The following is a 13,240-nucleotide window of genomic DNA, read 5'->3' on the forward strand; positions in this document are numbered from 1 at the left end:
ACTAAGAGCTGTCTTGAATTAAAGTGCTTTCATTATCCTAAAGATTTGGTTCTTATAACCTAGTTAGCTCAGTTTTAACGTTAATGTGTGAAGCTCTGAGTTCTGTTGAAGGATTTTCCAGCTGAATATCTAGCTCATTCTGTATGTTCGATAAACAAATTAAAGCTGAATCAAAAATTTCATCACACTGCTTTGCTTCATGTATATCATCAATTATTTCCTCGAATTCTTCCACATCATCCATTTCTTGCGGCGCACTTTTTAATATCGCTTTTATTTGGTTTAAGTTTTGACGAATTTTCTCCTGATATCCAACAATTCTCTCTTGATATATATCAATCATTTTTTGACATGCGTTGCCTCTAAATGGATGTTCTTTTTTCTCTTTTATGTAAGAATTTTGAAAGTCTTTACAGTTAAGGATTGCTTCTCTATGTTTTTTTATGTCATTAATTGCGCTGATTATCGACTTATCTATTTTCTTTAAATTTTCTTCCCGTTCTTCTCTTTTAATTATACTTTTGGATTCATTTTTTATCTGGTTCATTTTGTCATACAGGTTTCTGCATCCTTTGTAAGATGCCATTGGTTGTAACATTCCTTCTTTTACACCTTTATTGTAAAAATTCTTCAACTCATCACTTGATAGTATTGTTATAGCATCTTCCCTTTTACCTTGTGATTTAGGATACTTTTTATTCAATAAACTAACATGATTTAACAAGAAATCTCTAACTAGCCCTTCTTTTTTTACTTCGGATAATCTTTCTAGTGTTTCTATATATTTCAGAGTTTCCGCAAAGAGCTGTCCACCAGAGGGAGCAAATCCTTGAAGTGATTTACTCTGTGCTTTACAAAAATCGGTTTGTAAAAAATCTTCAGCTTGTTTTTTTATTACTGAAAGTTCATTAAAGGCTTTTTCTGGATTGATTTTTCTCAAAATACTAATAGCTTTTCTAATCGCTTTTTCTCTCTTTTTATTATCTTGCTTTTCATTTAATATGAGATGTTCAGTTTTGGTAAAAGCATTACCTTGATCACTCTTTGCAATGTTACAAACGATGTTTTTTACAACTTCTTCGGTTGCTGCATAATCTATTTCTTTTGCAAAGCAGTCAACAAATGATTGCCAAACTTTTTTATTAACAAGTTTACTTGTCTTATTTTCAAAATCTTCTATATCTTTGAATCCTAAAATAGTATAGAGATTTTTTTCGATTATTGGTTCGGCATGTTGTTTTGCCACTTTACCTTTTATATTGAATGGAAATTTACTAATCTTAGTTGTACCCACAATGTTACCTCAATATTAACGCTATCTATAAAAGTATAAAGATTTAATATTTAATTTTTAATTAATACTAGCACAGCTAACTACGGGAGCATTATGCTAGCATCAATTAACACTTTAACTTCTTACTTGTCATCAGTAATATTGTTTATATAAAAACTATAATTTTTTATGCCTGAACTTGGGAATATATTGCTATTGCTAGCCTGCTTATTGTCTTTGACATATTTGTTTTTACCGCTTAGTTCTTGTCGGTTTATTACCACTGCCATATTTTTTTGTGTATCAGCGTCAATGGCTATTTTGATCTACTGCCACATTACAAATGATTTTTCACTTGAAAACGTATACTACCACTCACACACAACAAAACCTTTGATCTACAAGATTTGTGGTGTTTGGGGAAATAAAGAAGGGTCCATGTTGCTTTGGGCATTAGTGCTTACCTTTTACCTATTTCTGATGGATATTTTTACTGATAACGACAGTAAATTGAAGAAAGTATCCTTGATCACCCAAGGCTTGATTTGCTTTTGTTTTTTACTGTTCACTTTACTTGAATCCAGCCCCTTCACTAAAATGCCAAGCGTTGAAAAAGATGGTCTTGGTTTTAATCCGATATTGCAAGATATAGGCCTTGCTATTCATCCACCGATATTATATTTGGGGTACCTTGGGTTTAGCGTTCCTTTTTCGCTCTCTATAGCTGGATTAATTGCAAAAGTTGAAGGAAATGTTTGGGCTAAAATTGTCAGGCCTTGGGTACTTATTTCTTGGTCGCTGCTCACTTTGGGCATCAGCTTGGGTAGCTGGTGGGCATATCGCGAACTTGGGTGGGGTGGATTTTGGTTTTGGGATCCAGTGGAAAACGTTTCTTTGATGCCGTGGCTAATTGCAGTAGCGCTGACACATTTGTTGCTCGTGGTACGGAATTTCAATGTTTTAAAGAACTTTGCTATTTTACTTACGCTTACAACTTTTATATTGAGTGTGACTGGAACATTTCTAGTCCGCTCAGGAATACTCACCTCAGTGCACACGTTTGCAGATGATCCAAGGTATGGACTGTATATATTAGCTCTACTTGGTGTAATTACAGTCAGTAGCTTAGTAATATTTGTAGTATTTACGAGAAAAAATCACACGTCTGCGATGTCATTCCAATGCTTGACACTGGAATCTGAAAAGAAACCTGCTACTCAAGTGACAGAGGGTAGAAGATTCTTTTCACGCCTTACGATGATGCTGATGAACAATTTATTATTCATCACTGCCTTTTTCATTGTGTTCGTTGGCACTTTATACCCTACAGTGCTCGAATATTTAACCGGTGAATTAATTTCAGTTGGAGCACCATATTACAATTCTTTATTTAATCCTATTGCACTGGCTATTCTAGCCCTCACGATAATTGGGCAATACTGCAGTTGGCAGGGAAATAGTCTATTGCCAATATTCCGTGAATATAGATTTTCATTTTGTAGTGCTGCAGCTATTTTGCCGTTTATTTTTCACATGGAGCTAATAATTGTGCTATCAATTACTATCTCCATAGCATTATTAATCTTTGTTTTAGAAGCATACAGTAAAAGAATTTGTTTATTTAAGGTAGCATTTGGTGAATCAATTTTATTAGCAAGAAAAGTTTCTAAATCCTACTATGCAATGATGGCAGCTCATGCTGGAGTGGCAATTCTAGTGCTTGGTATAGCATATTCGGTTGGTTGGCAGGAGAAAAAAGAAAATTACTTAAAAATAGGGGATAGCATAACAGTCAATAAATTTAAAGTTACTTTACGAAATATTGAGCTAATAAAAGAAAAAAATTTCCATGCAGTGAGAGGTACAATGTATATCAGGAATTTGCTGAATAATAAGATATTAGGTGAGATGACCCCTGAATATAGATTTTACCTTGCGGAAGGTCAAAAAAATGTTGAAAGCAGTATCTACCACAATTTGCTTTCTGATATTTATGTTGTAATTGGAGAGATTGATAAGAGTAAGAGCAAAATTGCAGCTAAAGTGCACTATAAACCTGGAATGTCTATAATCTGGCTTGGATCCTTTCTCATCGCTTTTGGTTCGCTCTTTGCTGCTTTTCCTTTTAGTAAACGGGCGAAGGTTGTCTAGCTGTCGTGGATTTATTAACAACGCTCCTAGGTCCAGAGTGCAATATATGAGAAATTACCGGGCTATAGATACTGATTTGCAAAGGTTAGAACCAAAGAAAGTTATATTTTTTTATTGACAGACCTATATATTACGATATTCACTAAGGGATTAGTGAGTAATGGTTATACAATATGAATGGTGGGGTATCAGGCAAGGAAAAAGTTATACGCACTGCTTTCGATTTTAAGGAGCCTTACAGCGATTGGCGTCAAATTTTTAAACGTCCTAATCAACGGTATAACCCTTCCAACTATGATTCGTCGAGCGAAATAAATGAACACGATATAGAAACTCAAAAGATTAAAGAAGGTGATGGCCATGATTCAGGTATTAGTTCCGATGATGAGGATGACCGGACAACTTATACAGCAGTACAATTAACTAATGATTCTCTTGATAGCCAAAGATATACAGGAATATATATTCCAACAACAACTGATGGTTGGGTAGGTGAAAATAATCATCAGACTGGTTTATCAGGTAATTTGCCAGACGGAAGTAATAATCCACAAATTTTTGAAAGTACTGATTCAGTAGAGCATAATTCTACCTGCAATGATCATGTAATTTGTGATTCAGGTCACAATTCTGACGATGAGGATCAGTTTAAACTGTTGTACGAAAAGGAGAAAATAGAAGCACAAAATAATCAAAAATATACAGAAAATGTATGTAATCCAACAAATGGTGGTTTGTTAGGTGAAAGTGATAATCAACAGATTTCTGAAGATACAGAAATAACTTCTGATTGTAATCCAGATGATTCAGATCCAAAAGGGAATGAGGGCTATGGTTCAGATGGTTCTTGTGAAAGTAAAGAAAATTTGACAAAGGGCGCTGGTGGTAGTAATCAGACTTTTGAAGGTGAACAGAAAAGCTCAGAATTTCCGAAAGTTGACAATTGGTTAGATAGTGATGGGAACTCAGAAGATAGTTCGGACTCAAAAAAGGGTTCGTACTATAGCTCAGGTAATTTTGATTCAATGGAGTTAACAGATGATTTGGATTCAGAAGATGATAATCCTTTTCTAAAAGACTCACTTTTTATGAAACTAAAAATGTCGTTAACTCAAAGTAAACAGGATCTGATTGATAAATGCTGTGGGGAGGTGAGAGGTATAACAGAACAAAATGAACAAAAAGATATAAAAAATACTCCAGAAAGTATTAAGTGCATAGTAGCTAAATACTTAGAAAAAGAAGTAATGTTAAATTTAAAATGTAGTTGTTGTAACAAAACTGTAACAAATACAGTATTTGAAGAAATAAAAGATCTAAGAGGTTGTCCGGAAACTAGTAAATTCAAGCATATTCCCTCTTTAACATAACCCTACTCATAGCTAGGTATATGAAATTCTCAGTGGATGTTGTGAGTAAATCATACTCCTTCGATAGCCTTCTATTCCTATTAACCCAAGCAAAAGTCCTTTCTACAACCCATCTTCTTGGCTGTACTTTAAACCCTTGTTCTCTTGTTGGTAGTAGCTCAGGTGGCGTATCTTTGTGCACCCAAAATCTACATGGAGGCCTTGTAACAATTTCAATATCTATGTCATATTCTTCCTTTATGTGATTCTTTGAATTTCTTCCTTGGTATCCCATGTCAGCCCACATTTTTTTAACTTTAGTATATTTTGTTCTCATATTGTTTAATGCTATTTTAATACCATCTCTATCATTTTCGTTAGCAGCGCCTACGTAACAACCTAGTATAAAACCCTGAGTGTCTGTAATTATATGCCTTTTTCTACCCTTTACTTTTTTTACTTCCATCATAGCCTTTGATCCCCCCTTTTCTGTAGTCTTTACAGATTGACTATCTACTATACAGGCACTCGGCTGCTCATTCCTTCCTATTTTTCTTCTACTATATTTTGTAATTTCATAATTCATTTTCTCAAAAATTCCCTGCTTCTTCCATTGCCTGAACTGCTCATACACAGTCTTCCATAGCGGAAAATCATTTGGTAAATACCGCCATTGACACCCTGTACGCAATACATAGAAAATTGCTTCTAATATTTCTCTTTTGCTATACTTTGGCGGCCTTCCTCCTTTCTTGTATGATACTCTGAAGTGTTTTTCTATTCTTGCCCATTCCCTTTCGCTTAGATCTGTTGGATACTTTTTTCTCATCTTTACCCCGTACTAAAATTTCAGATATTATAGCCTTTTACTTGTTTCCGGACAACCTCTTACTAGTGGTAGTCATATAAGTAACAGAAGTAACACTTTTGTATTTGATAACTTTCCCTATCAAAGTAAAGATAAAAACTGTAACAAAGAAAGTGAAGATCAAAACTGTAACAAAAAAAATGAAGTGTCCGAAGAGGACATTATCAAAAGCATTGTTAGTAATTTATTGTTAGAAGGTGGGAAGGTAAAACGCCATAATTTTTTCGATGGGAATGAGTTTGAGCAGATAGTTACTTGTAATGGATTTGATGATGGTCTTTCTGAGAAATGTAAGGAAATTGAAAGCAAGCTAAAAGGTTTAGCATATGAAAGTATTGTAAACAAAAGCAAGCAGACTCAAAATGTATTAGGAGTAGACAAGGATAATAGATATTTTTGTATAGAGTACTCGCAAGATAGTATTGTTGAAGTTGCAGAAATCCTAAACAATGAAAAAGCCAAAGACTTAAATTTAAGAGTTGGCATACTCAAAATTGGAGAAAGTATAGTAAGAGTTGAAAATGTAGAAGAAATAGGGGGAAAAAGAAATTACATGGATGTCTCAAAAGGTGGTATTGAAATGTCTTTTACTACTGAGGTAGGAGAGATAAGTATTTATCTAAGTCCTAGTGAGAAAGGCAGCAATAAAATAAAAGTGGAGATTGATGGGGAAAACAGAGCAAGGCTTAATGAGTTAAAAAATAGGGGAAAAAGTTTAGGGGAAAACTGTCTTTTAGGAGGAAAAAGTGTTGAGGAAGCTATAGAGCATGAAAGTTTTGAAAGATATGGCAGTGTACCTAACACTGCTATGAAGGAACCTAGCTTAGGTTGCGTTGCTAACATAGCAAGGGGGGATAAGCTTGCAGAGATAAAATGATGGGCCAAATTGGCGGTATTTTGCTCTTGTAATGTACTTCAAAATTGCAAAGTTTGCACTAGATAGAACTTAATTGACAGACAAGAATCAACTGACAGAAAAATTTACATAGTCAAACAATCACAGAATAAACTAGTGAATTTTTTGAAAAGTATATAAAATTCAAGTTTAAGTAAATAGCATGGCACTTAGACTCATTCCAGATAACCTCAATATAAAATTTAGTAAATATAGGGATTTGACTGCATTAATTAGCATTATTCTTATCATCTTTTCAATATTCACTGTTGTGCTGCGTGGAGTGAACTTAGGCATAGACTTTGCAGGCGGAATTTTGATAGAGATAAAATCTTCAGATGAGAATCACTCTATTCTCGATGCATTAAAAGAAAATGGTTTTACAGTGCAGAGTTCAAAAGCGGGTGATAATTTAGTCATGCGTTTTAAAGATGAAGGAGATGAAGATAAAATCAAAAAGATAAAAAGCATACTAGAAGAAAAGCTGGGGAGCTCAATAAGCTATCGTAAAATAGACTATGTTGGCCCACAAATAAGCTCAACACAAATATTTGAAGGAATGTTATCCATGTTGATCGCAATTGTTGGAATATTTTTTTACGTTTGGTTTAGATTTAATTGGCAATGTGGATTCAGTGGAATAACAGCACTGATTCATGACGTGATTTTAACTGTTGGTTTTATTAGCCTAACTGGCATTGAGTTTAATATTTCATCAGTTGCAGCTCTTCTCACTGTCATTGGTTATTCAATCAATAACTCAGTAATTATATACGATCGGATTCGAGAGTATTGCAAGAGTGGTAAAAGTGGGCGGATGAGTGAGATAGTAGATGCAAGTATCAACGCTACATTATTTCGCACTATATTAACCTCGGGTACAACCCTTCTTGCTGCTCTTCCTTTGGCATTAATCTGCACAGATGCAGTGAAAGACTTCAGCTTGATCATTTTTTTTGGTATTTTGATTGGCACTTGTTCTGCAATATTTATTTCTGCTCCTATATTAACCTACAGAGCTTTGATAAGTAGATTGTAGAAGTGTTTAGTCGCGGTATAATATCAACTTATTATCTCTTATAGTGAAATGAAAATACCTTAAAAAGCTCATTCCAAGTAGTGAATGAGACATAGAATGAGTGTTAACGCTTGCCTGTACATCATTAATCAAAAAATTTCCTATTTTAACTTGAGGTATTTGAACCACTCCAGCTTTTATTTGACCTTTCGCAGTTTCATATATTTTAAAATCCTGAACATTTTGTAAGTTAATACCAACATGTAATGCGTCTTTTTGTGATAGAACAATATCGGTTGCTCCAGTATCAAGCAAAAACGTTATATTGCGATCATTGACTTGAGCCTGAATATAAAAGTGTCCATCATATGACTTCGTAAATTCAATACTTCCACTATTCTGACCGCTATTTTGAATTCTTCCTTTATATGGTAAAAAAGTACTGAGAAATCTGTCGCTTAGTTTGTCCCTTTGTGAATCAATAAGCATTGCAGTAGTGGCTATTATTAGCAACCAAATAACTAGATTTTTCACCGCGTTCATATTGTTAAAATTTGAAGCTATTAAAATAAATTTTAAAGATCAGCGTTAAAAGTTATTATTAAAAATAAGTAAATTTCATTGTTTTAGTACAATATTTAGTATACACTTTAAGAAGATATGTTTGATTTAATTTCATGTCAGAAGCAAAAAGTTTAATTTTGGCAGCTATCCTTTCCATGTTAATCATGGTGTCTTGGCGTATTATTTATGATAATTTTTTTAGTACAAACCAAAACCAGCCATTGATTGAAAATATTGAACATATCGAATCTTTTAACGACCTTGCTCCTATAATATACCAAAATCGTTCTGAAATTATTAATTCTACTCGAGAACAGAGGGTTAGTTTAACCAATAACATGATTAAAGGATCAATTTCTCTGAAAGGTGCAAGGTTTGATGACTTAATTTTAACTAATTACCACTTAGAACCGAGTTCTTCTTCTCCACAAGTGGTGTTACTGTCACCTGCAGAATCAAAAGATGTATATTTTGCAGAATTTGGGTGGCTCGATCCGAGTAACAAGATTAAAGTTCCAGATTCTAAAGCAGTCTGGCGAGCAGATAAACTTAATCAAAAAGAGGTCAATTTATCTTGGGACAATGAGAATGGCATTTTATTTAGAATGAAAATTAACCTCGACGATAATTACATGTTTAAAGTTGAGCAAGTTGTTGAAAATAATACAAAGGATAATGTAGTTTTGGTTCCTTATGGTAAAATTAACCGTAAACGTGACAATATCAACGAATCTTATTGGATATCCCATGAAGGAGTACTGGGTGCATTTGATAATAAACTAGAGGAGTGGACATATAAGGATATTTCCAAAAAACATTTAATAAAAGCAAGCACGAGTGAAAAAAATTGGTTTGGTTTTGCTGATAAATACTGGCTCACAGCCATCATACCTGAAAAATCTGATAAAATAAATGTAAGCATTAAACATACTAACGCTAATGATATTGATAAATTTCAAGTAGATTTTGTTAAGTCTTATAAGAGTATACTTCCTGGTGCAAGCACTTCTAATGTGAATTATTTTTTTGCTGGAGCAAAAAAGTTGAATTTACTGGATTCTTATAAGGATACTCTCAATATACCTTTGTTTGATAAAGCTGTAGATTTTGGTGTTCTTTACTTTATAACTAAACCAGTGTTTTTACTGCTTGAATACTTTAACTTCGTTTTAAAGAATTTTGGCTTAGCAATATTATTGCTGACTTTAGTAATCAAACTTTTGATGCTTCCCTTATCTAATAGATCATATGTTTCAATGTTCAAGGTGAAAAGCTTGCAGCCTGAGCTAACTCGTGTAAAAGAGTTGTATAAAAATGACAGCTTAAAGCAGCATAAAGAGACAATTGCATTGTTTAAGAGAAACAACGTAAATCCAATGTCGAGCATTTTTCCCATGCTAATACAAATACCGGTATTTTTTGCTCTATATAAAGTATTATTTGTTACTATAGAGATGAGGCATGCTCCTTTTTTTTTATGGATTAAGGATCTTTCAGCTCCTGACCCAACGAACATCTTTACATTATTTGGGTTGTTTAATTATAACTTTCCTGTTTCTATAGGCATTTTACCTATAATTTTCGGTGCCACCATGATAATTCAGCAGAAGCTAAGTGAGAAAGATCAAACCAGTAAAGATGATATTCAAGTAAATGTTATGAAGTTTTTACCTTACATTTCTGTCTTTATTTTTTCTTCTTTTCCTGCCGGCCTGGTAATATATTGGATATTTAGTAATATTATAACTCTAATTCAACAGTCATTAATAAAGTTGTTTTTAACAAAAAAAGTGGTAGTAAATGTCGAGAATACTAATAGTTAATTCGATTTATTATACTGAAATAGCGAACCTTTTGCTTGAAGGTGCAATTGATAAATTAAAAGGCAGTAATGCCAGTTACGATGTAGTTGAGGTTCCTGGTACATTTGAGATACCAGCTACAATTCTTTTTGCAGTCAAGAGTGGGCATACTCATTATGATGGTTATTTAGCTCTTGGGTGCGTAATTCGCGGTGAAACCGATCATTATCAATATGTTTGTAAAGGAGTAATTGAAGGCTTAAATGAGGTTGTTATGCATTATGCAATACCCCTTGGTATGGGTGTAATTACCGCTGACAGCAAAGATAAAGCACTAGTTAGAGCTGATAAAAACAAAAAGAACGTTGGTGGCCATGCAGCCTCAACTGTTTTGCGTATGATAGATTTACACAATAAATTAAAATAATGGAGGAAAAACCAGTAGATAAAAAGTGGCGCATAAAAAGAAGCACGGCAAGATTTCTTGCTGTACAAATTGCTTATTCAAATATTTTCGTAGGTTACAACAAAAGCACTTTTAAACTGGAAAATTGTGAGCTTAAGGACTACATAAATAAGTTGAAAGATATATTTGAATGTGAAGAATTTGAACATCAGTTCTTAGAAAACTTGTTATATAAGGTTATAAAAAGCAGTGAAGAATATGATAAAATAATAGAGTCTTATTTACACCCAAGTTGGTCCCTTTCACGGTTAAATCTTATAAGCTTATCTATTTTGCGTGTTGCAATATGTGAGTTAGCTAATTGTGATACGCCAGTTCCAGTTGTCATTAATGAATATACTAACATTGCATCTGATTTACTTGATAAACCAAGCGAAATTGGTTTTATTAATGGGTTATTGGATAAGGCAAAAGATGCAGTTAAATTAAATAAAAATCCTTAGCAATTATAGCCAGCAAGCACAAGGTGTCATCCGAGTAGCTGCTGTATGAACATTGTCTACCAGATCCCAGTGTCAGCTACTTGGATGACAAGAAAGGGAGCACTGGAATGACATTATCTGTTGTGCAATTTACCTTCAAAAATGAATGTTTGTACAGTTATGTGTCAAGCACTGGGATGACAAGAAAGGGAACACTGGAATTTTTGTTTCAGCATTAGCCATGCATCTAAACAGATACGTTGCCTTGAGAATCGCAACATCCATGCAGTTATGCGCGTAACACTAAAAATCAAAAAAAACAAAGAGGCAGACTTAATCTACCTCTTTTATTTCACTTGGCTATACTGTCTGTTGTTGAGAAGCAACTTGTTCAACAATAAGCGAGCCTAAATAAGTGTTAACCTCTTTAGCACCCTCTTTTTCTAAACCTAATGTTTTATTCCATTCTGTTTTATCTACCATACGCGTCAAGTTAAGGGATGTAGAGAGCTTAAAGTAGATACCCTGGTCTTCCTATATCTGTCTTTCAAAGAAAACTTTGACCAGATTATAGTAAGCTTTTTTAGAAAAATTTTTAAATTATTGACAATATTGTTTAATATCAAAAAGAGCTCTCTAACCCGCCTTTTCAATTCAATAAATGCCTTTGTTAAACTGAGCTCCGTGTTCTTTTTTAGTTTTACACAGCCAATCATTCCGTGAAATACGAGAATAGCACATAATTTTGCGTATAGCTCGCACAATACTCTAAATGGATTTGTCTTTCCTTTTAGTTTATCAAGATTGATATGACTTTTATATAGTTTAAATAGTAATTCGATTTGCCATCTTACTCTATAAACCGTCAATATTTGTTCAGCATTAATTTTACTCTCTGGAACATTAGTTATAAATATTGACCAATCTAATAACTTTTGATTCTTTTGAGAAGATGTATATCCATGTGACTTTGCTAATTTATTAGCCTTTCTTCTTCTAGCCATAGACTGTTCTTCAGTTAGCTTTTGACATATAATTCTTACCTTAATTTTTACTTCCTTTCCTAATAATACTTCTTTTTCTGAAGATAATTGACCTTCCAAATACTCTAATAGCTCTATTTTTTGATTTGTTTCTATATCATATATATTGGTATCAGACTTATAACGACTAACAAAATATGCACCTGCTTCATCAATCTGTTTAAAAGAACTAGGCACAAAGTAGCCCAAGTCAAATATTAGCAAATCATTGGCTGATAAACCGTTCAGATAATCCCTATAACCTTGATCCGACCTTATTCCTTCCATAAAATTTAACTTATCTAGCGCTTGATTCAGGTAATCAAAGACTAACTGTAGCTTTATTCCTGATTTGGTATTATTCTCACAATCTCTATAGCTACTGCCATATCCTTTGTACATATCTTCCATGCTACTGGGCAGGCTAATGTAGCTGCTATCCAATAATTTAACGCTTCCAAATTGCTGTAAAATTTTGCAATCAATCTGTAGACTTTTTTTAAATAAACACAAAGCTTCGTTATACATTTTTTTCATGAACTCAACTGCTTCTTCACTAAACCTAAAATCTAAACCCTGTTTTGTAATTTCTATCGAGTCTTCATTTAGCAATTGGCACACTGTTTCTATGCTGCAATCATCAACTCCTATGTTACCAAAAACCATAGCTTTTATGAATGATGAGCCATTAAGTTTTCTCTTTCTTTTTATAAAACCTACTGCAATTGATATTTCGTCTGCTTTTTCATTAAAGAATTCATTGAGGTCTTTTGATAAGCAAGCTATTCTGTCCATTGTAAGTTCTCTCATTCATATATCCAAGAGAATTTATACCTTATTATTTTCCTTCACTCTATCAACTTTACTTACACTTTTCCTTAACTTGACGCGTATGGTTTTATCTACTGTCTCGAACTTACCTTCTTTGTTTTTCACTTCTAGTGAATCTATCTCGAAGAGTGAAGTATTGCCTAGCTTATTGGTAAACTGATTAATATCAACAATAATACGGTAGTTCTTGCCTTCTAAGCTGAAGTCTATATAATATTTATCCTTTTCTACCTTACCTTCTTCATCTTTAACTTGGTTATTCCTTGCAATTTCCCTAAATGCGTCTTCTGTTACTAGCAACCCATCCTTAATAACCTTCAGAGCTTTCAACTCAGATATTTCGTTATTTTTGCTGATAGCATATATTGCTAAATAAGTCAGCGCAGCAGCAACAAATGCTAAAACGCCCATTCCAAGTGGTGTAGCTGCAAAAGCTGCTAGCTTGCAAGTTGAAGGCCTCCAAAGCGGTGTTGAAAGTATTGCTAATCCACCTATAACGTATATAGCAGTAAATGCAACAAATACAGTGTTTGCTTTGTGGAGCTGGCCACAATGATTTTTGAAAGTTAGCATAAACGA

At 33.6% G+C, this 13,240-nt stretch carries 13 protein-coding genes; 7 read left to right on the forward strand and 6 right to left on the reverse strand.

What is annotated here, in order from left to right; genetic code table 11:
- Positions 1-52: 52 nt before the first annotated feature.
- Complete coding sequence (locus ABWU31_RS02895; protein WP_006279654.1) at positions 53-1,294, reverse strand: hypothetical protein; 1,242 nt, start codon at positions 1,292-1,294, stop codon at positions 53-55.
- 168 nt (positions 1,295-1,462) lie between these two features.
- Between ABWU31_RS02895 and ABWU31_RS02900 the strand changes: the two genes are divergently transcribed.
- Both ABWU31_RS02900 and ABWU31_RS02905 read left to right on the forward strand, forming a co-directional pair.
- Complete coding sequence (locus ABWU31_RS02900) at positions 1,463-3,424, forward strand: heme lyase CcmF/NrfE family subunit (protein WP_006279652.1); 1,962 nt, start codon at positions 1,463-1,465, stop codon at positions 3,422-3,424.
- Between the two features lie 173 nt (positions 3,425-3,597).
- On the forward strand, positions 3,598-4,794 hold the full coding sequence (locus ABWU31_RS02905) for a hypothetical protein (protein WP_353271339.1): 1,197 nt from the start codon (positions 3,598-3,600) through the stop codon (positions 4,792-4,794).
- On the opposite strand, the gene ABWU31_RS02910 is transcribed toward ABWU31_RS02905, so the two are convergent.
- Positions 4,769-5,602, reverse strand: coding sequence for an IS5-like element ISWpi1 family transposase (locus tag ABWU31_RS02910; RefSeq protein ID WP_353271068.1), 834 nt, complete (start codon positions 5,600-5,602; stop codon positions 4,769-4,771). The two genes, ABWU31_RS02905 and ABWU31_RS02910, sit on opposite strands and share 26 nt — an antisense overlap.
- Positions 5,603-5,786: 184 nt before the next feature.
- Here ABWU31_RS02910 and ABWU31_RS02915 point away from each other — a divergent pair, with 184 nt between their 5' ends.
- Both ABWU31_RS02915 and secF read left to right on the forward strand, forming a co-directional pair.
- Positions 5,787-6,518, forward strand: coding sequence for a hypothetical protein (locus tag ABWU31_RS02915; RefSeq protein WP_353271340.1), 732 nt, complete (start codon positions 5,787-5,789; stop codon positions 6,516-6,518).
- A gap of 181 nt (positions 6,519-6,699) precedes the next feature.
- Positions 6,700-7,575, forward strand: coding sequence for a protein translocase subunit SecF (secF, locus tag ABWU31_RS02920; protein ID WP_006279649.1), 876 nt, complete (start codon positions 6,700-6,702; stop codon positions 7,573-7,575).
- 6 nt (positions 7,576-7,581) lie between these two features.
- On the opposite strand, the gene ABWU31_RS02925 is transcribed toward secF, so the two are convergent.
- The gene (locus tag ABWU31_RS02925; protein ID WP_006279648.1) at positions 7,582-8,097 is read right to left on the reverse strand and encodes a TIGR02281 family clan AA aspartic protease; all 516 of its coding nucleotides are present in this window, start codon (positions 8,095-8,097) and stop codon (positions 7,582-7,584) included.
- Positions 8,098-8,231: 134 nt separating this feature from the next.
- Here ABWU31_RS02925 and yidC point away from each other — a divergent pair, with 134 nt between their 5' ends.
- Genes yidC through nusB form a run of 3 tightly spaced genes read left to right on the forward strand, consistent with a single transcriptional unit; the run spans position 8,232 to position 10,829 of the window.
- Entirely contained in the window at positions 8,232-9,941 is a 1,710-nt protein-coding gene (gene yidC, locus ABWU31_RS02930) for a membrane protein insertase YidC (RefSeq protein WP_338482753.1), read from the forward strand.
- Positions 9,919-10,347 (forward strand): 6,7-dimethyl-8-ribityllumazine synthase, encoded by a 429-nt coding sequence (locus ABWU31_RS02935; protein ID WP_353271341.1) that lies wholly within the window; start codon positions 9,919-9,921, stop codon positions 10,345-10,347. Before yidC ends, ABWU31_RS02935 begins: the two co-directional genes overlap by 23 nt.
- Positions 10,347-10,829: a transcription antitermination factor NusB gene (nusB, locus tag ABWU31_RS02940; protein WP_007549265.1), complete on the forward strand. Its 483-nt coding sequence runs from the start codon at positions 10,347-10,349 to the stop codon at positions 10,827-10,829. The genes ABWU31_RS02935 and nusB overlap by 1 nt, the downstream gene beginning before the upstream one ends.
- A gap of 339 nt (positions 10,830-11,168) precedes the next feature.
- Here nusB and ABWU31_RS02945 read toward each other — a convergent pair whose 3' ends face one another.
- From ABWU31_RS02945 to ABWU31_RS02955, 3 genes are read right to left on the reverse strand one after another with little or no spacing between them, the layout of a single operon-like run.
- Complete coding sequence (locus ABWU31_RS02945; RefSeq protein ID WP_255324039.1) at positions 11,169-11,291, reverse strand: hypothetical protein; 123 nt, start codon at positions 11,289-11,291, stop codon at positions 11,169-11,171.
- Positions 11,292-11,296: 5 nt separating this feature from the next.
- The gene (locus ABWU31_RS02950; RefSeq protein WP_353271380.1) at positions 11,297-12,625 is read right to left on the reverse strand and encodes an IS4-like element ISWosp9 family transposase; all 1,329 of its coding nucleotides are present in this window, start codon (positions 12,623-12,625) and stop codon (positions 11,297-11,299) included.
- A gap of 33 nt (positions 12,626-12,658) precedes the next feature.
- Positions 12,659-13,234 (reverse strand): hypothetical protein, encoded by a 576-nt coding sequence (locus ABWU31_RS02955; RefSeq protein WP_236514537.1) that lies wholly within the window; start codon positions 13,232-13,234, stop codon positions 12,659-12,661.
- Between the last annotated feature and the right edge of the window lie 6 nt (positions 13,235-13,240).

It is taken from the genome of Wolbachia endosymbiont (group A) of Alloplasta piceator, assembly GCF_964028505.1.
GTDB classification, from domain to species: Bacteria; Pseudomonadota; Alphaproteobacteria; order Rickettsiales; family Anaplasmataceae; genus Wolbachia; species Wolbachia pipientis.